This window comes from Methanospirillum stamsii, assembly GCF_003173335.1.
GTDB lineage: Archaea > Halobacteriota > Methanomicrobia > Methanomicrobiales > Methanospirillaceae > Methanospirillum > Methanospirillum stamsii.
Genome location: NZ_QGMZ01000005.1, coordinates 22095 through 47316, shown reverse-complemented (window position 1 = coordinate 47316; position 25222 = coordinate 22095). Strand labels below are relative to the sequence as shown.

Here is a 25222-nt window from a genome sequence, read left to right as displayed (position 1 = left end):
TCTATCACAACTCTTTTTATTTTCTTCAATACGGAATTGTAATTGTTAATTATTCGAAAGAATAAGTACCTAATGATGAACACACTCGGGAAGATCACCTCCACTCATACCCGGATGACTGATCGGGTTCAGTCAGATTCCGGATTTCCAAAAGAAGAGGACTCAGGTGGTTTTAAAAAAACAGGGTCAGACACCTTTTCATCAGATACTCCTGAGCCCTTTTTTGAAGTTGTCACCATTGACGAAGCAGTGAGAACAGTCAGAAGTATTGCAAAGCAGACCGGCACTGAAACTATTGCCATTGATGAGGCAGATGGTCGTGTCCTTGCCGAATCAATCATAACATATGAAGATATTCCTGGATTTGACCGATCATGGAAGGACGGATTCGCAGTTCTGGCTTCTGATACCTATACAGCATCAGAGAATAATCCGGTAATACTCTCTCTCAATGGCTCAATAGCCATGGGAAAAACTGAGTTGGGACAAATTCAACCGGGAGAATGCATGTATATCCCAACCGGAGGTCAGATGCCCCGCGGAGCGGATGCTGTGGTCATGATTGAATACGCACAGCAGGCAGGGTCAAAAGTACTCATTCGTCAGCCGGTGGTTGTCCGTGAAAATGTAATTGCCAAAGATGAGGACTTTGGTGCTGGAAAGATCATTTATCCGGCAGGGTTCACCCTCAGACCACAGGATATTGGTGTTCTCGCTGCAATCGGGAAGACACGGATATCTGTCAGAAAAAACCCCAGAATTGGGATTATCTCAACCGGTGTTGAACTTGTTCCTGCTGAAGCGATTCCCCGGGTCGGAGAGGTAAGAGAAGTTAATTCTCACCTCATATCAGTCTTCCTTAAAAGGCAGGGAGCATTTACGGTCAGGTATGGCATTATACGCGATAATTTGCAGGAACTTGTAAAAACCATTGAGACGGCATCAAGGGAATGTGATGCCATTATTGTCAGTGGAGGGAGCTCAAAAGATCGCAATGATATCACATTCCGGGCAATTGCATCTGTGGGCAAGGTATTTATCCATGGCATTTCCATTGCGCCAGGAAAACCAACAATAATTGGCAAATGTGAGGACGTTCCGGTAATCGGTCTCCCGGGTCATCCGGTTTCAACCTTCATGGTTCTGACTCTGGTAGTGGTGCATTTAATCCAGGCCATGAAAGGAGCACCATGTCAGCATATTTACAAAAAGACCATAAAAATGGCGACCGATCTTCGTTCAGAGGGAGGCAGAGAACAATATATCCGGGTGAAAATTGAAAACGAAACCGCCACTCCGGTCCTTGGTAAATCCGGACTACTCAATACCCTGCTCCACAGTGATGGTATCATTCATATTCCCTCCGGTAAAGAGGGACTTTTAAAAGGTGAAGAGATAGAGGTGAGACTCTGGTGAGCCGGTACCTGACTCTCATTCCTTACCTGGCTGCACAAAAAATTCTCAAAAATTCTGCAAAACCCAAATATCAGGTAAAAACTATTTTAGTAACTGAAAGTTCAGGGCTTGTGACTTATGAACCAGTATTTTCCCGATTAACGGTTCCTCCGGGCGCTATCTCACAGCGGGACGGGTATGCTGCGAATTGTTCAGAAACACTTGAGGCAACCGACAAAAACCCAGTGCGTCTTGAAAAATATTCCTGGGTTCATACGGGTTCCCCTCTCCCAGACGGCTATGACTGCGTGATTATGCAGGAGGATACAAGAACAGATAATTCCGGAGTCATTTCCATTATTAAACCTGCACGACCAGGTCAGCACATTCAGAAAAAGGGATCTGAAATTCATACCGGGAAGATGATACTCCCGGCCGGACACCGTATTAACCCTGAAGATATCGGGGCGATGGTAGGATATGGCATAACGTCAGTTCAGGTTAAAAGCATGGTTGCAGGCCTGATTCCTACCGGTGATGAATTAAAAGAACCATGTATTGCTCCCGGTCCCGGAGAGGTAATCGCAAGTAACAGCCCGATGATGGCGGCATACTTAAAAGAACTCGGTATTACATCCATTTCATACCCGATTGTGCCGGATGATCCGGAAAAGATCCGGGAGGCTATTGAAGTCGCTGTTCGCGAATGCTCTTTTGTCATTATTTCAGGGGGTTCATCAACCGGAATCCGGGATCATACATCACGTGTTCTTGGAGAGATTGGAGGGATCCTGTACCACGGGGTTGCAATCAAACCAGGAAAAAGTACCCTTGCAGCAATTGTTGATGAAATTCCTGTTTTCGGACTTCCCGGAACTCCAGGGGGAGCACTTGCTGTTCTTCGTGAACTAATCCTTCCATGGCTTTCAGATTCCGGTCATCCTGTCCCTATACCCCATTCCATTGAAGTGACACTTGCCGAATCAGTCCCAAGTGAACTCGGAACCGATGATTTTGTCCAGATGGTTGTTGGCAGGGTTCATGACCGGTATTGTGCTGCACTGGTTCCCCGGGGTGGGGGACAGATGGCATCAGTAAAATCAAACGGAATTCTGCACATACCAAGAAACTGTGAAGGATGGAAAGAGGATAAAACCGGCATTATAGAGCTTACCCGTTTATTTCCTCATCCGGACAACATCCTCCTCTTTACAGGAGAGACAGATCCAATTCTGGACTTTCTGGACCAGTTTCTCAGGTCATTTCAGATGGAACTATTTGCCAGAAAAACTTCCTGGGAAACCACCCTAATTTCCATGAAAAACAGGAAGTTTCACGGGGGTGTTGTCGCAAGACCACGTGTGAAGGGAAGGTATCTCTCCGTTGACCATTCATTGCTTTCAGAAGAGGTCAAAACGATAACCCTGGCAGAACGTGAATACATACTTGCATCAAGAGAATTATTTCATCCTGAAACAATGAAAGGAAAGAGTTGTCCGACCCTTTTGGAGAATTCATTCCTTTCAGCATTTATGCAGGAATATTTTCTGGCACACGATATCGACATAACACAGGTTTCCTCTATTACACCCGTTTGTGTCAATGAACAGGATATTGTATATAAAATCCGGAGTGGAGAGATAGAATTTGGTCCCTGCCCGGCATTTCAGGCATCAGAATATGATCTTGTTGGTCCGGTTATCGGTTGTATCAGTATTGACCTTATGATTAGAGAGGAGGATATCGCATCTGATCAAATGAAAAGGATCATAGATCTCCTCTCTTCAGATGAATGGAAAGATACTGTTTGTTTAATTCCGGGTTATTCATCTAAAAGAAGTGGACAGATAAGTTCATTTCCTTAAAAAAAGACATACAAAACAGATAGACAGAGCAGGAGAAGGAGAACTGAGGCACCATGGGAATTGGAGAAGATTTCATAACCAACACACGGTATACCGGACCTGTTGAAACGGACCAGACCAGGGGATTAAACCAGCCTCCGATGGAGGATGATTTTTCCGGAACAATAATTCCCTTACCTGACCCTGACGCAGGAACCATCGAATCACTGGACATTTCTGTTGCGATAGAGTCAAGAGAGAGTATCAGGAAGTATCTTGATACCCCCCTTACCATTGAGGAATTATCATACCTTCTCTGGTGCACTCAGGGCGTAAAATGGATACTGGAGGACTGCTCATTCAGAACTGTTCCTTCTGCAGGTGCCCGGCATGCAATTGATACATATCTCCTCATAAACAAGATAAATACCATTAAACCCGGATTATATCGGTTTCTTGCCTTTGAACACAGCCTTGGCATGATCTCCGAAGATAAGGGGATTACAGATCTGGTCTTCAGGGCCGGGATGAGCCAGCAGTGTATTCAGGAATCAGCATTGTGCTTTATCTGGGTGGCGGATTCATACCGGATGACCTGGCGGTATGGAGAACGGGGATTCAGAGATATTTTCCTTGAGGCAGGCCATATATGTCAGAACCTCTACCTCTCTGCCCAGGCAGTCGGGTGCGGGGTTTGTGCAATAGGTGCATTCATGGATAATGACCTCAATCACCTCCTGAATATCGATGGAAAGAAAAAATTTGCCCTGTACATGGCATCAGTAGGGAAAGTCCCCGGTTGTGACGAGAGATAAAAAAAAGTTAATAGCCGGTTACCATCTCTTCTTCATCTAGACCAGCAACAAGTTCCTTTTTGAATGACTCGAAATCAAGTATGTCAAGCTGATCAGGGAGAAGAGAATCACTCCATGCTTTCCGGTAAACCCACTTAACAACCAGTTCAACAACTTTTACTACCGTTTCAGGGGTTTTTACGGTGACTACATGGTATCCAACACGTGGATGTCTGCCCCGTTTACCTCCAATGGTAATATGATAGGCAGCAGGTTCTGACTTTATAATATGGAAGGGGCATGACTGAATACACATCCCACAATGGACACATTTACCTTCATCAAGAACGATTTGACCATTTTTTATGACAATAGCCTTTTCCTTACAATATTGAACACATGTCCCACACCCGGTACAGGTTCCGGGAACCCGGTACGGCCTTACAACACCAGTTATACCAATTTCATTAAGACGCTCACTAACACAGGAATTCGGACAGGAAGAGACAGCAATCCTGAACTTGACCGGCATTTCCTTACCAAAAAACTTTTCATCAAGCGTTTTTGCAAGGGATATTGAATCTACCATGGCATACCGACAACGTTCTGTTCCCGGACACGCAGTAATATTTACAATTTCTGCTTTTTCTGCCCCGATTGGAGTCCCGTTCTCTGCCAGGTCTGAAACCAGACTCTCAAGTTTTACCGGATCAACGTGAACCAGTTCCATAGTCTGCCTGGTGGTAAGATGCACGTCAGCCTGATATTTTCGTGCAATCGTTACTACACCTTCCATCTGATCAAGGGTTATCAGGCCAGCCGGGATCCGAAGCCTGACGGTGCAATATTCAGCCCCGAGTTCGCTGATTACACCACCTTTCTCATATATTGGAACCTTTCGCATACCTATATGTCAACCGGATCGGATTAATACCTATGAGTCTGATAAAATGTGAATACTAACAGGCTCATTCTATTACTTATGAGCAGTGCATGAGGCTCTATCGTGCGTTTTTTTTATAATTACCTGCAACTTATCTTCAGAAAAGAATGGCTCAACTCCTTTTTCAGACCCTGTACAGCACCACTTGAAACCCCATTTCATGCACGAGGAGTTCCTGAAATCACCGGAAGGGCATGTACCCACTGTTATCTCTGTCAGATGGTATGCCCGGCTCCTGGAGCAATTGAGGTGATAAAAACAGGAATGCCCGCAGTATGGAACCCGAAAATTTATCCGGGACATTGTATCAGATGCGGTATGTGCGTAGAAGTATGTCCGGAAGTGGTTCTTGCTTCAGGGAGGATTTTTCAGAAAACCGTTAAATCAGAGACGTGGATGCAGTTTTCCTTCCATATCCAGGTAAATCCGGTTACATGCCTTGGATGTGGAAATTGTGCTGTCGCCTGTCCGATTAACAGGCAGGTAGACAAGGTGCTGACTTCAAAGGGAACACTCACTTCAGATGAAGTTATTTTAGCAGTCGATAAGGGACTTGCAAAGGTGTTCCATGAGGAAAAATGCACTGGCTGCAGGACATGTGAGGAACATTGCCCAACTAGATCAATTCAGGTAAGCCGGACCCTGGCGATGAACCAGGGTTATATCTATGATGATGATGATGATTTCACGGAATCTTAACATAAAAACCGTGAAAATTACCCTGTTTTTTCATAACGTGAACAATATAACTTCAAATTTTTTCCAAGTTACAGACAACTAATTAGTCTCAGGCTGTCTATTATTTCGTATGACACCGGATGGACATATCTGGCATCTGCTGACGGGAATTATACTGATGGCAATGACTATCTGTGTTTTCCAGGTATTTGCAGCAGAAACCAGTGAATCAGAAATGGTGAAGATAACCTCTACTGAAGATTTGGAGGAATATCTGAAGAATGTAACACCGCAGATTCGATATGGGTACTCGAACTTTGCAGACTTTGATGCTGCCCTGACAACCGGAGGAGTAACCGAATCAGCACAAAAGGTTTATTCTGAATCAAAAGCATCTGCACCTGCTTCGATAACCTCCGGAGCAGAAGGAGCCGGAGCATCTGATTATTCCACAACCAACGTTCAGGTTGAGGGAGTTGATGAGGCAGATTTTGTAAAAAATGATGGAAAATACATCTATGTGGTGAGTGGAGATACCCTGACCATCGTTGATGCATTTCCGGCAGAACAGGGAAAAATTATAACCGAACTGCCGGTATCAGGATCGGTATCAGAATTATTCCTCTCCAAAGACCGACTGGTTGTTTTTACAGATACACAGGAAGAACACTGGTATACTCCTAAAGGAACTTCCGTTCCGGTACCGGATTATACCATGCAGACTCATGCAGTCATTTATGATATCAGCGACCGGGCACATCCAAAAGAAGTCAGGGATATTGCTGCTCCGGGAACCTATGAAAATGCCAGAATGATAGGAGATTATGTGTATTTCCTCACGTCTGGTACACCGGACTACAATAGTCCCAGGATGCCGGTTATTTATGATGGCGATGTTGCAATCGAATCATTATCTGTCTGGTGTCCCCCATTTCCGATGAATGAATACCAGATGCATACCCTAACCTCGCTTCCGGTAACCGGATCCGGAGATCCACAAGCTGAATCATTCCTGCTTGGGTACTCAAATACTCTCTATGTTTCACCGGAAAATGTCTATATTGCCTATGAAAAACAAGAGCCCTGGAGAGGATGGGATTATCTGGAAGAAAAATCTTCAGAACAAAAAGAACCTGACCAGAAATCTGTAGTTCACAGATTTGCGATTAAAAATGGAGATATAACATATAAAGCAACGGGAACCGTGCCCGGCTATCTATTGAACCAGTTCTCCCTTGATGAGAACCGGGGAAATCTCAGGGTTGCAACGACGGTATCAGACTGGAGCAGTGATGAAAAGCAGTATAGCAATGTCTATGTTCTTGATCCTGACCTGAAGACCATCGGCAGGCTAGAACACCTGGCCCCGGAAGAAAAAATTTATTCTGCCAGGTTCATAGGAGATCTCCTCTATCTGGTGACCTTTAAACAGACCGATCCACTCTTTGTGATAGATCTCTCAAATCCATATCAGCCGGGAATTCTTGGAGAACTGAAGATCCCCGGATATTCAGATTACCTTCACCCCTACGACGAAACTCACCTGATAGGTATTGGAAAAGACACCGAGGAAAATGAATGGGGAGGAATTATCCCGACCGGTGTAAAAATCGCACTCTTTGACGTGAGTGATGTTAATAACCCGAAACTTGTTGAAAGCGTGGTCATCGGTGAAAAAGGATCAGATTCAGCGGTTCTTTCAGATCACCGGGCATTCCTGCTTGATAAGGAACGAAACATCATGGCAATTCCGATAAGGGAAGTAATACATGTCCCGGTTGAGGGTAGTAAGTACGAAGGATCACACACCGAGGAGACATGGCAGGGTACCTATGTCTTCGGAGTCGATCCAGAGAGCGGATTTACCGAAAAAGGGAGGATAAAACAGGGAACCGGAACTAAAGACGATGACTGGTGGTACGGATCAACGGTACTCAGGGAAATCTTCATGGATGATGTGCTGTATACCATATCCCGTGACCGTATTGTTGGATCTGACCTTGGGGATCTTACAAAGAGGCTGATGGATATTGGAATAAAGCATGATGATCGTCCGATGTGGTACTATTAAAAAAATTCCCTCCTTTTTATAATCCTGTTTTTATAATTCAAGCAAATCAGGACATGTTTTCCATCAGGCATACCATTATCAATATGCATGATAATTTCCATTCATGACTCCGGACTTTCGGGTGACGATATTCACCCTGGTGTGTATATTGCTAATAATGGGCATCGGATCTGCTGAAAACGAAGAACTGAATAGATCTGAAGAGTCCTTTGAAAAAAACATGAGTGTTAAGGCAGGGGATATCACGATTCAGGATATGATGATGATGGCAACTGGCCCTGTTTTAACAACTGAAGCGAATGGTGAATTAGAAGGAAACTGGTTGTTCTTTTGTGATGAGAGTGGATATGACGATTATGGAGGGTATGATCCTTATGGAGATTATGATCCCTATGGATTCGGGTCCGATCCATTCGATGGCTATGATCCCTTTGATTCCGGATATGGGTCATTTGATCCTTATAATGTCGGAATTTACACGGGAAGCCCTTCCTCAATTGGATCATCCGGAGGGTCGTTTCCAGTAGGAGTGGGATCATCATCTGGTTCATATGGTGGTTCAACGGGAAGTTATACAGATATCATTGATGCTTTGGAACAACTGATAAATCAATATGGTACCACGGTGAAGACTCCTCCAGGAGCTACTCATACCTCCCCAACAAGTCAGACCTCACAACCGTCCCCAGAACTTTGTGATTGTTCTGGATGGGGTGCAGAAAAATGTGGGGGATATGTATGCTATCACCCGACACGGGGACGCATCACCTATGGAAAAACTGTAGGAACTTGTTTTGCACAGTGTTGTGGATCGTTTTCATGGAATCCGGTATACATAGAGGCACAGGCAGATTATGGCGGGGGATGTTGTCCGGGTTTTGATTGTTAGGAGGGGAAAATTTATGCATACAATATCTAAAAAAGCTGGTCAGACTCTTTGTATAATCCTGGTAATTACCATATGTCTGGTAAGTGCACAGTCAGTGATTCCTGATGAACTTCATTCGGTAATACTGAGCGCCCTCAGCCAGGCAGATAGTATCGGGATGAACCCAGATCCTGAACTCTCCCGGGAACTTATTCAGTCAGTGATTGATGATTTAAAAACGGCTGATGCATTAACCGTGAATTATACCTCTTCAGGTGAGATATCTCAGGAGATCTCTGATGTCATGCTCTCTTATATTGACAGTTGGAAAGAACTCATGGTGGTATATGGATATTTGATAGATGGAGGAGAGCAGAAAAATGAAGCATATACCGCTCTTTTGAGTAATTCATCTGACCGGTATGATATTGCTCTTGCCAAATTTACCCTTGCAAAGGATTACTATTCTAAAGCATACGAGGCTCTGGAGGGAACAGAGGAATTGCTCAAAAAGACAGATGCTGATGCTTTATCTGATATCCTTCCGGATGCATCCATACCAGATAATGAAGCCATTAACAAAATGCTCTTCAGATTAAGAGATAACACGATGATCTGCCAGGCATACATTGATTTATGTTCTGCAGGAATAGCAAAAGCATCTTCAGGTGATGCGAATTCATCAGAGGTACAGGAGCCTCTTCTCTCTGCGACCACCCTTATGAAAAAACTCATTCCTTCACCATTTGTTGGTGAGGAAGCAGCGTTATTTGTAAATATCACCTTCTCCTGATCTTTTTTCCATGACCATAGCCTGAAGTGATTCATAGTGTTTTTGCAGACCATCCCGGTACAGAGTTACAGATTGTGCTTTTGCTTCATGATTACAAAGCCTTACTATCCGGTCTGCCTGAGCTACCAGTAGTTCCATTCCTGAACCTGCAATGATAAGTGTTGAACCGAAAAGCCATTCCCGATCTTCCCTGATGAGAGTTGCAAGTGACCGGACTTTCGACGAACTCATGTAACAGGGGACCATCAGGTTCTGTGCAGCCCTATCTTCATCAATTATAATATAAGGAGAACGTTTCCGGAGAGCATCAGATATCCGTGAGGCCATTGATGCTGATCCGCTTCCCTGTCCAAATGCTGAAGAGGGATTTCCAGACATACCAGGGGGTAAATACGAAAAGAATGGTTTGAGGTCAGAACCTTTTAATTCCACCCCGGTTGCATCAGGAGCTACGCCGCCCGGAATAGTAACCAGTTCCTCTCTCCCGTCGCCAGGAGCATGATCATCTTCACCTGCCTGGATGGCCTGAAGCAGAGTGGATTTTCCTTCTGCATTTGATCCGGTTATCGCCAATATTTCCCCTTTCCTGATACCAAGACCAGTGATTGTCCGGTTAGATCCTTGTAGACAGACTTCAACCGGATCCAGTTCTTTCGGACAGGAAAACGGGATATGAACACCTTCTTTCGGCCCTGCAACCCGGAACCAGCTCCGGTGACGGGTATAGGAACGGGCAGGTCTTGTCCCGTCACCAATAAAACAGATAAGTCCCCTATTATGGAGGTCTGATCGGAGGTGCTGTTGATCTGTTGTCGCTTCCCAGTCTTTTCGTATCCGGACGGGAGGAACATGACAAACAAAATCAGCCATACTCTCAATATATGCTGAAAGAGTTGAAGAGACACTATTGATATTCTGTGTTGTAAGCGGAAGATAAGGGATTGCTCCACGGATACTTAGTCGTATTCCTTCTGGTATCACCATATTCTGATCATCTGGTCGCCAGAGGTTAGAACCAATCATGGAAGGTGAATGGGCAATCGTACAGGGTTCAATGTTGACAGAATATCTGGACATGTTGCCTGTTTCTCTACCGTAGAGATGTCCAATATTTGGAGAATTTATCGATGCTTTTTTAATGTATTCAATTATTGCATGAAGAGCACCAGGTGAAGAAGAAAGAGGGAGGGAAATTCCATCAAGTATTCCAGTCCGGATAACCAGAGGGAGGTGAAAGAGGAGATCCTGTTTGTCAGATGAGGGAACCAGATAGGTATCTGTTCCGGGCCTGTATTTATCGAATATCCGGTATTCCTTAGTGTTTAAAGAAGGTATGATTTCCAAAAGAGCTGATGTCCAAGTCTGCATGAAATAATCGCTCTGATAATTTTTAACCTTTAAGAAGAAATGGACAGTGGTTCTAACCATAAGGTTTTTATGACTAAAAAACCTCACTTTTCTAGTCATAATCATGCGGTACGAGAATTTATCTAATAATCCGGCATGAGAGAGACTTCAGGTCAGAATATGAGTTGATGATATGACAACGGTTCTTTTGGTTGATGATAATCAGGCAGATCTTGATCAGATGGATGGAATACTAACAGGTGCAGGGTATTCCACCCTGACACAGCCCGACGGAATCCATATTTTGGATTATATCGGTGAACATAAGCCTGATGTCATCATGCTTGACCTTGTTATGCCAACATATAATGGAATTGAGATATTGCGCGAAGTAAAACGTGAATATCCCGATATTCCTGTTATCATGTGCTCCGGGGCAGGACTTGAACAGGTGGTGGCACTTGCCATGAGGGTTGGTGCAGCGGGATACATCGTAAAACCATACCAGAAAGAAGAATTAATCAGCAGCATCAAAAAAGTTGAGACCTGAAATAACTCCACCAGTGCCATCTCATTTTTTCCAGATTTACAAGAATTGAAAACCGGATACTGATTTTCCACACTCTTTTACATCCCTGGTACCAAGAGAAGAAGAACTTTCTTGGATTCAGGACAAAGGTATGTTAATCATATAAAGGAGTCCCGGAATCTATGAAATACTGGCAAATTTTTTCTTGTGCTTTTCTGATTTTTTTGATTGGCTTATTTCCCCTTTCATTTGCAGATGAGATAAAAATTCATGTGATTGATGTTGGGTCCGGGGATGCAGTTCTCCTGCAGACCGACAACTCAGATATTCTCATTGATGCAGGGTCAGACAGGAATAGTACAGCATTATATTTAACCGACCAGAATGTAACCGATATAGATCTTTTTCTGGTTACTGGTTATTCCTATGATAAAACCGGAGGTATCCTTGAAGTAATGAACCGGACATCTGTTCATGAATACCGTGACTATGGTCAGAATCCATCACTTCCGGCATACCAGAGAGTGCAAAGCAGATTACTTAACGAATCAATCTTAAATTCAAAACTTGTTCCGGGAGAAAAAATAACAGCTGGTGAGAATATATTCATTGAAGTAGTTCCCGTAAATCAGACTGATGAAGATTAATACGATGAAGCATTGCTCAAAATTACCGCAGGCAATATCTCCACACTTCTCCTCAACAAAGATGCTGCACCAGAAATTCCCTCTGACGAACCAATTCAAATCCTCCGGATGGCTGACCACGGCTCTCGAAACGGATATAACGCAAAATTTATCCATGATATTCATCCGGAAGTTGCAATCATTAGTACAGGAAACACAAATGGGCCGGATCAGGCAACGGTAATGGGCCTTGAGGCAGCCGGGGCTGAAGTATTCAGGACAGATATCAGAGGAACAATCCTCATTTTAACGGATGGAGAAAAATATGACATTGCCACCAATCGAACCCTACCATCTGGAGGAAAATTGTCACTCGTGAGTGTCATTGAAACACGGCCACCAGGTTAACCATCCGGGTGTCAGAAAACCCAAGAATTACAAAAGAGAAATGAATTTTATAATAATAAAAAACAGCATGAAACCCACATTTAGAGAAAAAAAGTAATTATTTCCGTTTTTTAAGAGAAGGAGTCTTCTTTTTTATATAATTGAAACGGGGTCAGGATAACGACAGACAGGCGTCTGACCCGATTCAAACGTAATATTAAAAGACGATAATTTATCTTTCTTTAATGAAAAAACGAGTATTAAATCAATTTTATATCTATAGAAATATATGGAAATCCGGTCCTGACCTATAAGGTTTTTCTATATTTTCAAAATAATATTCCCTGCTTGTCTGACAATTTCAGGTGAACGGTCAATGCTTACTCAACAGGGAAATGGTTCTTATAGGTGTTCTATACAGAAGAAAAATTACATCAAATTAAGAGCATATTATGAATCAGAAGACGCAATGGGGGGTTTACACCAAAACCGAGATTCATGTTTTTTACCATACATCAGAGATGAAATTCCTATTCACTCAGGAACTGCATCGCCTGGTGAAATACGCCATTTACCAGGCGGCATATAAATTTCAAACCTCGTTCCAAACCCGGGTCTTCCTGTTTCAGTAATTAAAATCCCGGTCAGGGATAATATCTCCCTTGTCAGGAACAGACCAAGACCAGTATTTTTCCCAAATCCACGATCAAAAATCTTTTCTTTATCAGAAGAAGAAATCCCGATACCATCATCAGAAACTATCAGGATGCATTTATCCCCGGACATTGATACATCAAATGATATTTGATTAACTTTTCCACCATGGCGAAGGACATTTTCAATCAGATTAAAAATAACCCGGTCAAACATCGGATCAGCAAGTATCTCCAGATTTCCGGTGTTGTCTATTACTTTGCAGGAACCAGTATTCAGGGATTTTTTGGTTTCAATTATTATTTTAGAGAGATTTTGCCAGGCAGGTTTGTATACTCCTACCTCCTCGTAAATTCTTGAAAAAAGGATCATCTCATGAATATTACTGATGGCATCACGAATTAGTGAAAAATAGTGGGGCGTTTCTTCATTACGGGGAACATCATCTTCAAGGATGTCAAGACCAGATGAGACAACTGATATCTGGTTTAAAATATCATGTCTTGTAATACTGCTTAACAGGGATAACTTATAGTTGGCTGCTTTTAATGATTCTTCAGCGGATAAACGTTGATTGAGTTCCTTATCAAGCTCATTACTTTTCTGTTTTATCGAAATGATGTCTTCTTTAAGTCTTAATACCAACTTCTGAATACTGGATTCAAGTCTTCGGAATTCAAAACCCTTTGTCCGGCGAATCTGGTGATCATAATTTCCATCTGCAATCTTTTCAATATCTTCAACTATCTGATAGACGGGCCTAGTAATATACCTGGTAATAGCGACAACAATCATCAGAAATACTAAAATTACAATAACAGCAAGGAGAATGATCTTACCAAGTAATGAATTTTCTCTCTCTCTTATCTGGGTAGTGGTGTAAGTTATCTCTGCAACTTTGTCAAAAAGACCTGATGATACTGAAGAACTACTCAATTGAGGGATATAGAGATACTTGGTAATTGTCTCCGAAGAAGGATCTTCAATTAATAGGTTCTCTTTAGTATGAAAAACCTGCTTCAGATGTTCCTTACGACCCTCGACCTCGCTGAACACAGCAGGATAGACTTCAATTCCCTGAATAGATGTCCGGATATCTGGTGCAGAAAGAACAGTCCGGTCAAATATCCAGAGAGATTTTACATCATTCCTGGTTTTACTATACCACATTGCAAGCCTTGGATACTTTGAAATACCTTCTTTCCGGAAAAATTCATCCAGATTAATTCCAATCTCCAGGATATACCTATGATCCGGTGTTGGAATATATGCGTATTTACGTTCTTCACCAAGCTTTGTTCCGGTGACAATTGCATCATATGCAATGGTGTCTCCGTCCCTGATTTTTCTCAGTTTTTCACTGAACTTTGGATAAGAACTGAAATTCAGACCAATATCCGTATCAAAGGTTGAATATTCAATTGCTCCTGATGCATTTATGATATATATATCAATTGGAAGATCGAAAAAAGTGCCGATATCGTTTCTTATCTTAAAAAGATCCATCTTTTCAGCTTGCTGATGACTCTGATTATAATACTCCCTGAACCGGAGTAAGGCAAGTCGTAAGGGCTGATTATAGACATTATCGTAAAATGAAAAACTCTGATCTGCCAGTTGCACTGCATTGATAAGCGATTCTTCCCCATATTGTTGAGACAGGAGGTAATCAGACTGAATTGCATGTTTTTCCTGATAATAGAGGATGAAAAAAACCATGCTTATAAAAATCATCCCGATAACTAAAAGCACGATCATTATATGATAGGAAAGGGAATACTGACCTAAATGCAACTTTTTCCCATCAATCCCGCTCATATTATCCCCCTATTATCTAATGAGATTATTAAAAATGAACCACCAATATTAGGCACCAATCAGTATAAAGTTCACCCAGTGACAATAATGTAGTAATCCTCTTAAAAACCTAATTTACGAAAATTCTTTTTATTTAAATACCGCCTTGAATTTCATGTAAATAGAAAAATATAAACCAGAAAGAGAATAGGGCTCAATTTCATCGACAATAAATCTTAAGATTTAGGTGTCTTATATAGAAACCTGGGAATACGGTAGACCAGAGAGATAACTGCAGGCATAATGAATATTGCCCCAGCCAGTGAAAAGCCGACAGTTATGACCGTAGTAACTCCAAAGTTTGAGATGATATTAAATTCTGACAACATCAGAGCAGCAAATCCGAACACGGTTGTCAGACCTGAAACAGTAATTGCAGTCCCGATTTTTTGAACGCTTACCTGAATTGCTTCATAAAGGTCAAGTCCCCGTGACAATTCCTCATCACATCGTTCCATGATTAGAATGGTATATTCAGATGCAACCCCGATGGTCATTGAACCAAGAACCGCAGTTAACGGAGTATAATCAAGTCCGCTTATGTACATAATTGCTCCATTCCATCCGACTATTGCAATAATCGGGATGAGCGGAGTTACCGATCTGATTCGCCGGTAAACCAAAAGTAAAAAAACAAAAATTAAAGAGAAGCCCAAAAGGGTCATTGTTGTTTTGGAGCGGGAAATATCATCCATTAGAGTACTGAACATCTCAAGGGATCCGGTTATGCGGATGAAAATACCGGGAGGTGAATGAAACCAGTCCAGATCTTTTCGAATTATTTTAATAAGGTCACGTGCCTGTGAGAGTTCCAGATCTATAGTTGAAAACTCAAGTACTGCTTCGTTATTGCCATTGAGATATCGTTTTTTGTATTGTTCCGGAATTTTTTGTACTATTTCTTTTATTTCAGGGCCGGTTGAAGGGATGGTTCCATTATAATAATCCGCAATAAGGGTGGCGATGCTTGTAACCTCTGTGATTTTATCATTTTTCGTGACAACATAGTTACCAAAATCAAGAACCCACTTAATATTCGACGTCTGGAGAATATTATCTCCGGTAACCACGACAGGTATAGTGTTTGTGGATCCCATTGTCCGGGTGATTTTATTCATGTCCAGTAGTGCAGGCATATCTGACGGAACAAAGGTCTTTTCATCGGCACTTATTGGTACCTCGTTATCCAGGTTAAACCCGACTGCAGCTATTAAAAATACAAACAGGATCACGGGAATTGGATTTTTAGCGGTTTTTAATGCAATCCGACCAAGAAGATTATCATATTGTTCTATCCAGGATTCATGGCATTTATTATCTCCAGGATTTCTTTTGACAATAATTTCCTGAATTGCATCCCGCTCATTTATTTCCGTCACGTTTTTAGCCCGGTACCGGACCAGCATGGCAAAGGTTGGAACAATGATTATTGCTGCAACATAGCAGGAAATCACCCCATACGTACAGGTGATACCAAAATCACCGACCATGGGAATCGGACCAAATAGCATAGCAATAAATCCGGTTGATGTCGCCAGCATGGCAATCAGAACTGAGGGACAGGTTTTGGTAATCGTAATTGTAACCGCCCGGGACAGAGATGTTTTTTTTATCTCTTCATCAAGCCGGGAATGAATCTGAATGGCATAGTCAATTCCAATTCCAATGAGAACAGGAAATGCCCCGATTACAACCATACTGATAGGAGTTCCTGAAAGACCCATCATCCCAAATGTCAGGACCAATCCTGATGCAACCACGGCAACCGGAAGAAGGGCATACCTGACATGAGAAAAGAGAGCGAGAACTGCAAAGACCATAAGGCACATTGCGGCCATAATGAGTGATCCCATGGAGGAACTCATCTCATTCTCCATCTCATCATTAAACGCCTGTTCTCCGGAAACCGTCACCGAAACTCCGGGTGGAGGTCGTGATGTTTTAACAATTGATTTGATGATCTGCAATACCTGATTCTGACGGTCATCAGAAAGACCAGGTGTGAGGGTAATGATGCAGATCGTCATCAGATTGGAAGGCAGATTTTTTTTAATTACTTCAGGTGGAGCCGCATTGATGATTTTTTTAATATCCGCAGATGAACGTGGTAGTTCTCCTCCATTACTCCCTTTCAATAATGAGACTATTCCACTTGCCCCATCTACAAATTGCTGGTTTTGAATATGGTCAAGAAGTTCATCCATGTATTGAAGGGTATCAACCTTCGTAACATCATCCGATTCGACAATGAGAATAATGGAGTTAGATCCATAGGTATCAATGTAATGAGAAAGTAAAGCACCCCGGGGAGTATTTTTATCAAGATATGCATCATTCCCCGTTTCCATAGTGATGAGAGTTGTCCCATACAATGCAACCAGAAAAACAAAAAGAGTAACAACTGCAATTTTCCAGGGGTGGGTGGTTACCTGTTTTGCCAACCAGTTAAAAAAATATGCCATAGCAGGATGCCTGTTTTTTAAATCTCATACATGTAATCAGGTAATACATCACCAGATACCATAGAAAGGACCGGATAGGTTGTTTGACCGATTGATTCTCACTTCAATAAATATCAATCATAAACACAGTTATATGAATATTTCCATATGTCAGATTTTCTTTTCAAAAACAGAATATAATAATATAGAGACGGATAGAAACCGATGAGCAATAATGAAATATTTCAACTCATGCAATCCATCCGTCAGATTAATCCGCCGATTCTCACATCAATTCACTGCAGGCGGGTTACAATTCTTCTTAAGATATTATACCTTAAATAACTACCGGTGTTGAATGAGGACACATAGGTTTTTCACAATTTTTTTTTTATAATTCTGCCAGATACAAACGAAAAGATAAATCCCTCATATGCGAGATATTATCTTACATTTTGTGATCTGTATGACATATCCGATAATGCCAGTAGATAAGGTATCCATTACCGTCCTTGTGGATAATTTCACCGATCTTCTTCTTGTTGAAAATAACTCCCTGATTCACCGCCCGCTTCTTTCATATGGCAGGACTCTTTTTGCAGAACACGGACTATCACTTCTAATACAGGTGACATCCGCAGAAAAGGTGCATACCATACTGATGGATGCCGGTGCTTCTGAATCTGCACTAGTATCTAATGCAGAAATCCTTAAGGTAAACCTGGACGATATAGAAGAGATCGTGATCAGTCACGGACATTTTGACCACATCGGTGCATTAAAACAGGTACTTCGTTCATCATCATGCCGTCTGCCAGTACACCTTCATCCAGCAGCTTTTAACGAGCGACGAAAAAAGCGGCCTGATGGATCATATACTGAGCTGCCCGTATTACATAAAGATGAATTAACCCACACCGGAGCAATTCTCAATCTTTCAGCCGGACCATCATTCATCTGTAATCAGCAAATACTTATTACTGGAGAGGTTGAACGAACTACTTCGTTTGAAAAGGGATCCCCGGTTCTGGAGGCAAAAGAAGGAGGGAACTTTATTGTCGATCCATTCAGGGATGATCAGTCTCTTGTTTTAAACCTTAAGCATCACGGACTTATTGTGATTTCAGGATGCGCTCATGCAGGAATTATTAACTCTGTCCGGTTCGCACAAAAAATTTCAGGGATTGACAAAGTGCATGCAGTGATTGGAGGGTTCCACCTTTCAGGCCCTTACTTCAGAAATATCATAGAACCAACCATAACTGACATGCAAAAGATAGCACCAGACCATATCATCCCATTACATTGCACAGGATGGGAAGCGCAGACTCAGTTTGCAAAAGCAATGCCTGACCGGTTTGTGCTTAGTTCAGTAGGAACCAGGTTTGATTTCACGTAAATGAGAATCATCTGAAATAAAATCCTGATTTAATCATTAAATTTTATGCGGACAATCCGATGGAAAGACCATGAATTATGCTTTGAATCAATCCTTCAGGGAATGATTGCCAGTGACTCCACTATCCCTTTTGATTTTTCGTCTGCCCTTAAAAAATGCACAAAACATGACCCTCTTGCTGACCAGGAAATTCTCGGGGTTTCATCAGCTTCCATAGCATTTCTGGAATTTCTTTTTCACAAAGCAGAGGGACCATATTCTTCGGATTTTGAACAGATTGCAGCAATAATCTGTATCTTTTTTCATAAAAATCCACATCTTCAGAACCTCATTGATCTGAATTCTGCAGATGCCCTTGCAAATATGGTTTTAAATAAGCGAGGAAGACTGAAATTTCTTATATCAGATCAATTGGAACTACAGATCATTCTAAAATGGTGGAAAAAATTTGGTCTTGCTGCTGTAAGCCCTGAATTGGTATTTGACGCCATCATGTCAAAACCCACCATAAGGGATCGCCTGGATGCAGGTGATCCACTACTCATGATAAGGCTTTCAGATGTTTTTCCTGAACACACTGATGCCGTGAATCCGGATAAAATAAGCAGAGAATTACTGATTGAAATGGCTGGGGCAATCAGAGGACCTCCCTCTGAACGAAGATACCATCAGTTATATCAGAAATATGTAAAGGAAGATAAAAACATCTGGTCAGTTATCGAAGCAGAACAAAAAAGAATCCTTCCGATGCAGATGAAAAGAAACAAGTTTCTTGCATACCTGGTAAAAAAAGTTCACGGGAGTAAATGTCAAATCTGTGCCCTGACTGGAGAAGAAAGGGAAGGTCCGGTAGAAGTTCACCACATCATCCCATTATCTATGAACGGTAAAGATTTAGCCGATAATATGTTGGTTACCTGTCTTTTTCATCATAAAGCTATCCATTCAGGAAGAATATTAGTCAGCTGCGAAAATGAACTGATTACAATTATCGATTCAGACAAAAAATGGACAATCCCGGTTAATCGACCAAAAAAGATTGAATAATTCCGAACTTTTTTTAGTGAGAATCATCAGACAAGTCATCTGATTATGGTAAACAGTGATTTTTTAACTCATCACACCCATATTACCATTCTGGTGAAACATGGAAATTACCATAAACGGGTTCTGGACAACCAAAGCAGGAGATGTCGATCCACAACAGTCTATTACTACTCCGGTGAGTGATTTCAGGTTTTTTTATCAGATTCGACATGATTCAAAAAGCCGACAGAAAGTAATAACCAAGATATTTCTTGATGAGAAAGAAATTTCCCTTGTCCATGAATGGTTGAGTAATGATGGAAAAGAAACAAATTTCTTTGAAATTGAATCCAAATATAGAAAACCCGGAACCCACTCACTGAAATTTCAGATATTTGAACCAGTTTCTGCTGCTGTTGATGCAGGACCAGGAAAGATGATTTATGAAACTGATGTGTTCAACCTTATTTATACGGAGTAAGAGCCTGAAAATCTGCCAGCCCATTTATGATCAGTACGACATCATACCATACCAAAGAGAAGTTCCAAATAATCTGTTAATCAATCATATTCTATGAAGAATGTCGAGATGATTGTTGAAGGTTCAACCCTGACCATTAAGGTTGATATTTCAAAAGATTATGGAGAATCCAAATCAGGAAAATCCATAGCAATTGCATCAACAGAAGGGAATATTTCCATTCCGGACCATGAAGAGATAAAAATTGGTCTGAATATCTACCGGAAAAAATAATTATTTTTTCGTTATCAGGTAGATCTCTTTTATGCAAAAAATATTGTTTTTTTGTTAGTGATTTTGATTATTGCAACTTTCTAGATTACTGTAGCCCTTTATCATTTGAATTTTGTCCGATACAATAAAGATGATTACAGAACACAATATTATATCGGGGCATTTCATATTGAAATTCAGGATAGAGCATATGATGGGGGTCCATGATTCGTGTCCTGTTCATAGAAAGTAATCAGGAAATTTTTGAGGTTGACAGAACATTCTTTAATAATTTACCAGGTTATGAACCGGAATTTGAGACGGATGGCATTAAAGCAATAGAAAGGATTATTGACGAATCATTTGATGCCATTATTACAGATTGTGAGATATCTGGTATAGATATAATCACTTTAATCACAAAAATCCGGCAAAGAGATCCAGATATACCGATAGGTATATTCTCCGGGACGAATCAGAAGGACCTAATCATTCAGGCAATAAATGAGGGAGCCGATTTTTTCGTTTGGAAGGAAAGTAAAGAAAAAAACGGATTAGAGGAACTCTTCTTCAGGATTCGTCATGCAACAGAGAAGTATCAAAAACTGAAAACGGAAAGGCAGGACTTAGAACGCTACAGGGAATTGACGGATGAATCACCTGACATGATCCTGCAACTTGATGTTAACCAGTGTATACATTACGCAAACAAAACGTTTGCAAAGAACACCGGAAATGAACCCATTTCAATAATCGGCAAAAATTTCAGGGAGCTTCAGGATTCACCTGTTAATACCCGTATATGGGAAAAACAGGTTGGAAAGGTTCTGAAAACCGGAAAACCTTCCAGATTGGAGTACCAAAGAGCAGATGGAAAATGGTATGATCGTATTCTGGTTCCTGGATTTGATAAGGATAATAATATCCAGGTTTTAACAATTGCATCAAGAGAAATTACCGAAAAGAAGAAAATAGAAAAGGATAAAGAGAATTTTCTCCAGGAACTGGTGCGACAAAAAAGGTTCACTGATGCATTGCTGGATGCAATCCCAATTCCTGTTCACTGGAAAAATAACGTTAAACAATATGCGGGTTGTAATAAGGCTTTCGTGGATCTTACCGGAATTCCATCTAAAAAACTCATTGGAAGAACATATTTTGAAATCTGGAGTGATAAAGAAGCAGAGATATGCCATTACTATGATCAGAAACTCATAAATGACGGGTATCTCTCACCTTACCAGAGTGTGCTCATCGATACAGCAGGCAAAGCACATGAAATAATCCATTCAAAAAACCTTTTTTATGATCATCAGGGAGAGATCGCAGGAATTGTTGGTTCTTTTCAAGATATGACCGAACAGAACCAGTTATTACATGACCTGAAAAACAATGAAGAGTTATTCAGGATGATAATAACACAAAGTTCAGATATTTTTATTATTATCACCAAATCTCTCGAAATATCGTATATTAGTCCCAGAATTGAACCCACATCAGGCTTCCTTTGTGAAGAGATTCTGGGTCCCGTCAAACGGTTCTTGCACCCGGAGGATTATGACCCGGTACTAACGAAAATTATTCGACTCATAGAAAACCCAAGTTTCATCGAAGAGGCTGAATTCAGGACCAGAAAACGGGACGGAACGTTCATGAATCTGGAAGCAACTGCTATCAATTGCCTTGAAAATCCGGCAATACAGGGAATTCTGGTCACCGCGAGGGATATTACCAGCCATAAAAAGATTGAAAAACAGTTAACCAGAATAAATACGCTATTTCAAAGTATACTTGATTATTCTCCGGTAATTTTTGCCCTGCTCAATGATAATGGGACTGTTTTACTGACTAATGAGACTTTTGTTGAGAACAACATAATATTTGGAAGTGACAGTGTAGGAAAACCCATCTGGAACTTTCTACCACCTCAGCTGCGGGCTGAATGTGAAAAAATTCTTGATAACATCCGAATATTAAAAAAATCAATATTTCGTGAATTTACGTTTCAACTTGAGGACAAGGAAGTATCTCTTTCCACAATTTTTTATCCTGTTCAGGACGAAGAAGAAGAACTTATCGGATTTCTTGGAATCGATATTACAGAAAAAAGGGAACTTGTCACGAGACTGGATAAAAGTCTTTTCCAGCAGGAATTACTGGATCATATTGTAAAAGAACGAACGGAAGAGATTACATTCCTTTTGGAACTAAAAAATAACCTTATTACCGGAATTGCCCATGAACTCCGGACACCACTCACACCAATTATTGCTCTTATTCCAGTCCTGATAAATGATGAAGAGGATGAGAAAAACAAAAGATTACTAGAGATAGTGAGGGACAATGCGATGCAGATAACTTCCATCGTGGATAAAATTCTCCAGTTGGCACGGTCTGGATCGATGTATGAAATTGTCGACACATCCCCGATTAATGTCAATGTTTTTATTTCCAGGATCCTGGACATCTATGAACTTGCTGCTGCCAGAAAAAATATCACGATTACGAAAAAAATTCCACCATCACTGACATTCATTACATCACCTCCCCATATTGAATCGGTGATGGACAATATCATATCAAATGCAATAAAATATTCAAACCCCTTTGGAAACATCAGGATAACTGCTGTTGAAAACGATGACTCTATTGAAATCAGCGTCTGTGATGACGGTATCGGAATAAAAGAAGAAAATCTGATAAGAATATTCGAACCTTTTTACAAAGCAGATACATCACGCCATGACCGTTCATCACCAGGGCTTGGTCTTTCTGTTACCCGGCGGCTGGTTCAGGCTCTTGGAGGAAACATCACCATCTCAAGCAAAGGTCTTGGTATGGGGACCAGGGTTAACTGTATTTTTAAAAAGCGAGTGAGTTAACTAAATAATTGTACATAATCCCATAATCATTGCATCGTCAACAGTTGCACAAACAACGTTTTATTCCATGAAACATCATCTGTATAGGTGTCATCGCACGTTCCATCAAAACTTCCTCCCGGCCCTCTTATCTCAATCATTAACCGGGCCAGAATAATATATTTAAATGAAAAATTAAGGCAGTATAATCTATCTGCTGGACAGTTACCTGCTTTTTTATGCCTGCTCAATCATCCGGATATAACACAGGATTCAATGGCCAGGTATTTTCATCTCGACAAAGGAACCATTGCAAGAACTCTCAAAAAAATGGAAGATTCCGGATATATTACCCGGATTGTAGATCCTGAAAACCGTCGGGCATTCAGAATTTCCCTGACTGAAAAAGGATACCAGATTGCGCCAGAAATTTGCGCAATTGATCAAAAATGGGAAGAAATAGTATCGCATGGACTGACACAAGAGGAACGGACCCATTTACATTCATTTCTTCACAACGTTGCTGAAACCAGTATTTTAACCATAGAAAAGATTGAGGAAAATCTATGAAGCCCGATTACACCGGAGAAAAACAACCATCAGAACCAGTAAAACAGGAAACTGTCGGAGTATCATTGCTTCTTGGTGAGCCGGAAAAAGCAATAAGAAAACTATCCGGACCCCTCATCATCGCGATGATGCTGTACTCCACCTATAACATCGTTAATGCAATCTGGGTTGCGGGACTTGGATCAGATGCACTGGCAGCAGTAGGTTTCATATCACCTCTGTTTCTGGTTCTTATAGGTCTTGGTAATGGTCTTGGCGCCGGAACCACCTCTGCAATTGCAAGAAAAATTGGTGCTCATGACCATATTGGAGCAAATAATACTGCTGTACATGCCATCATCCTGACCGTAATAATTGCTGTGATTGCAACCATTCCACTGGTTATCTGGACAAAAGAGATAGCATTACTCTTTGGAGCAGGTGAAACTGCAACTCTTGCCACAGATTATGGGAGGATTGTATTTGCCAGCACCATTCTCCTGCTGCTTACGAGTGTGGGATCTGCAATTCTTCGGGCGGAGGGTGACACAAAACGGACGATGTATCTGATGGCTGCATCGGCAGTGATGAACATGATCCTCGATCCAATCCTGATATACCATGCAGGGATGGGTATAGCCGGAGCAGCCTGGGGTATGGTCATCTCACAGATCTTTGTTGCAATAGTGCTTCTTTATTGGTTTTTTGGTAAAAAAGACACATTTATTACTCTTTCCCGGAGAGTATTCAAATACCAGAGGAGGGATGTAATTGACATTCTGGGGGTTGGCATTCCGGCCAGTTTTGAATTTTTCCTGATGTCATTGCTTGCAATTATTATAAACATATTGCTTGTAAATACTGCAGGGACTGATGCTGTTGCGGTATATGCTGCAGGCTGGCGTGTAGTCATGTTTGCAATTATTCCTCTGGCGGCCATCGGAACTGCGGTAATATCCGTAGGAGGTGCAGCATTTGGAGGGAGAAGATACGAAAAACTACCCATAATTCTTCAATATTCAGTAAAAACCGGACTCTTAATTGCGATATTTACAAGCATTATTACCTGGCTCTTTGCAATGCCCATAGCCTCAATATTTACCTATTCGGTAGAGAGTGCTCACCTTGCACCGTCAATTGCAGCATTCCTCGGAACCATGTGTTTCTTTTATCCCTTTGTCTCACCAGGTATCATGTCATCCTCCCTGTTTCAGGGAGTGGGAAAAGGAATAACCTCACTTACTCTGAATTTATGCAGAAATCTCCTTTTTATTGCGGTTTTTGCATACTATATCGGTGTTGTGCTAGATTATGGAGAACATGGGATCTGGTGGGGCATTGTTGCAGGAGATATCCTTGGAGGGACTCTGGGATATGTCTGGGCTCGTTTATATCTCTCCCGGTTACTTAAGTATCAATAATCCCAT

The 25222-nt window shown here is 41.4% G+C and carries 21 protein-coding genes; 17 read left to right on the top strand and 4 right to left on the bottom strand.

The genetic code is table 11. From position 1 onward, the window contains the following. Positions 1–72 precede the first annotated feature (72 nt). Genes DLD82_RS01705 through DLD82_RS01695 form a run of 3 tightly spaced genes read left to right on the top strand, consistent with a single transcriptional unit; the run spans position 73 to position 4054 of the window. A complete protein-coding gene (locus tag DLD82_RS01705; RefSeq protein ID WP_109939383.1) occupies positions 73–1416 on the top strand; it encodes a molybdopterin molybdotransferase MoeA in 1344 nt (447 codons plus the stop codon). Continuing rightward, positions 1413–3260, top strand: coding sequence for a molybdopterin-binding protein (locus DLD82_RS01700; protein WP_109939382.1), 1848 nt, complete (start codon positions 1413–1415; stop codon positions 3258–3260). The genes DLD82_RS01705 and DLD82_RS01700 overlap by 4 nt, the downstream gene beginning before the upstream one ends. Positions 3261–3313: 53 nt before the next feature. Next, positions 3314–4054 (top strand): SagB/ThcOx family dehydrogenase, encoded by a 741-nt coding sequence (locus tag DLD82_RS01695; protein WP_109939381.1) that lies wholly within the window; start codon positions 3314–3316, stop codon positions 4052–4054. 7 nt (positions 4055–4061) lie between these two features. Here the strand turns inward: DLD82_RS01695 and DLD82_RS01690 are convergent, their stop codons facing one another. After that, positions 4062–4937, bottom strand: coding sequence for a 4Fe-4S dicluster domain-containing protein (locus tag DLD82_RS01690; protein WP_109939380.1), 876 nt, complete (start codon positions 4935–4937; stop codon positions 4062–4064). Positions 4938–5039: 102 nt separating this feature from the next. On the opposite strand from DLD82_RS01690, the gene DLD82_RS01685 reads away from it, so the two are divergent. The 4 genes from DLD82_RS01685 (at position 5040) to DLD82_RS01670 (ending at position 9386) form a co-directional block, all read left to right on the top strand. Then, positions 5040–5675: a 4Fe-4S binding protein gene (locus DLD82_RS01685; protein WP_109939379.1), complete on the top strand. Its 636-nt coding sequence runs from the start codon at positions 5040–5042 to the stop codon at positions 5673–5675. Positions 5676–5784: 109 nt separating this feature from the next. Further along, a complete protein-coding gene (locus DLD82_RS01680) occupies positions 5785–7725 on the top strand; it encodes a beta-propeller domain-containing protein (protein ID WP_109939378.1) in 1941 nt (646 codons plus the stop codon). Between the two features lie 103 nt (positions 7726–7828). After that, complete coding sequence (locus DLD82_RS01675; RefSeq protein ID WP_146199656.1) at positions 7829–8614, top strand: hypothetical protein; 786 nt, start codon at positions 7829–7831, stop codon at positions 8612–8614. 13 nt (positions 8615–8627) lie between these two features. Next, positions 8628–9386, top strand: a complete 759-nt coding sequence (locus tag DLD82_RS01670; protein WP_146199655.1) for a hypothetical protein — start codon at positions 8628–8630, stop codon at positions 9384–9386. Here DLD82_RS01670 and DLD82_RS01665 read toward each other — a convergent pair. Continuing rightward, entirely contained in the window at positions 9360–10754 is a 1395-nt protein-coding gene (locus tag DLD82_RS01665; RefSeq protein ID WP_181391196.1) for a P-loop domain-containing protein, read from the bottom strand. The two genes, DLD82_RS01670 and DLD82_RS01665, sit on opposite strands and share 27 nt — an antisense overlap. Positions 10755–10926: 172 nt before the next feature. Here DLD82_RS01665 and DLD82_RS01660 point away from each other — a divergent pair, with 172 nt between their 5' ends. The 3 genes from DLD82_RS01660 to DLD82_RS01650 all read left to right on the top strand — a co-directional run bounded on the left by DLD82_RS01660 (position 10927) and on the right by DLD82_RS01650 (position 12296). Further along, positions 10927–11283: a response regulator gene (locus DLD82_RS01660; protein ID WP_109939374.1), complete on the top strand. Its 357-nt coding sequence runs from the start codon at positions 10927–10929 to the stop codon at positions 11281–11283. A gap of 161 nt (positions 11284–11444) precedes the next feature. Next, entirely contained in the window at positions 11445–11909 is a 465-nt protein-coding gene (locus DLD82_RS01655) for an MBL fold metallo-hydrolase (RefSeq protein WP_109939373.1), read from the top strand. Positions 11910–11921: 12 nt separating this feature from the next. Further along, on the top strand, positions 11922–12296 hold the full coding sequence (locus DLD82_RS01650) for a ComEC/Rec2 family competence protein (protein WP_109939372.1): 375 nt from the start codon (positions 11922–11924) through the stop codon (positions 12294–12296). Between the two features lie 513 nt (positions 12297–12809). Here DLD82_RS01650 and DLD82_RS01645 read toward each other — a convergent pair. Next, the gene (locus tag DLD82_RS01645; protein WP_109939371.1) at positions 12810–14747 is read right to left on the bottom strand and encodes a sensor histidine kinase; all 1938 of its coding nucleotides are present in this window, start codon (positions 14745–14747) and stop codon (positions 12810–12812) included. Positions 14748–14962: 215 nt separating this feature from the next. Continuing rightward, positions 14963–17248, bottom strand: a complete 2286-nt coding sequence (locus DLD82_RS01640) for an efflux RND transporter permease subunit (protein ID WP_109939370.1) — start codon at positions 17246–17248, stop codon at positions 14963–14965. A 445-nt stretch (positions 17249–17693) separates the two neighbouring features. Here DLD82_RS01640 and DLD82_RS01635 point away from each other — a divergent pair, with 445 nt between their 5' ends. The 7 genes from DLD82_RS01635 to DLD82_RS01605 all read left to right on the top strand — a co-directional run bounded on the left by DLD82_RS01635 (position 17694) and on the right by DLD82_RS01605 (position 25216). Further along, positions 17694–18626, top strand: a complete 933-nt coding sequence (locus DLD82_RS01635; protein WP_109939403.1) for an MBL fold metallo-hydrolase — start codon at positions 17694–17696, stop codon at positions 18624–18626. A 45-nt stretch (positions 18627–18671) separates the two neighbouring features. Next, positions 18672–19673, top strand: coding sequence for an HNH endonuclease signature motif containing protein (locus DLD82_RS01630; protein WP_109939369.1), 1002 nt, complete (start codon positions 18672–18674; stop codon positions 19671–19673). A 100-nt stretch (positions 19674–19773) separates the two neighbouring features. Continuing rightward, complete coding sequence (locus tag DLD82_RS01625; RefSeq protein ID WP_109939368.1) at positions 19774–20133, top strand: hypothetical protein; 360 nt, start codon at positions 19774–19776, stop codon at positions 20131–20133. Between the two features lie 93 nt (positions 20134–20226). Continuing rightward, positions 20227–20406, top strand: coding sequence for a hypothetical protein (locus DLD82_RS01620; RefSeq protein WP_109939367.1), 180 nt, complete (start codon positions 20227–20229; stop codon positions 20404–20406). A gap of 203 nt (positions 20407–20609) precedes the next feature. Then, positions 20610–23267: a hybrid sensor histidine kinase/response regulator gene (locus DLD82_RS01615; protein WP_109939366.1), complete on the top strand. Its 2658-nt coding sequence runs from the start codon at positions 20610–20612 to the stop codon at positions 23265–23267. Positions 23268–23354: 87 nt separating this feature from the next. Beyond that, positions 23355–23816 (top strand): MarR family winged helix-turn-helix transcriptional regulator, encoded by a 462-nt coding sequence (locus DLD82_RS01610; protein WP_109939365.1) that lies wholly within the window; start codon positions 23355–23357, stop codon positions 23814–23816. Further along, entirely contained in the window at positions 23813–25216 is a 1404-nt protein-coding gene (locus DLD82_RS01605; RefSeq protein WP_109939364.1) for an MATE family efflux transporter, read from the top strand. The genes DLD82_RS01610 and DLD82_RS01605 overlap by 4 nt, the downstream gene beginning before the upstream one ends. Positions 25217–25222 lie beyond the last annotated feature (6 nt).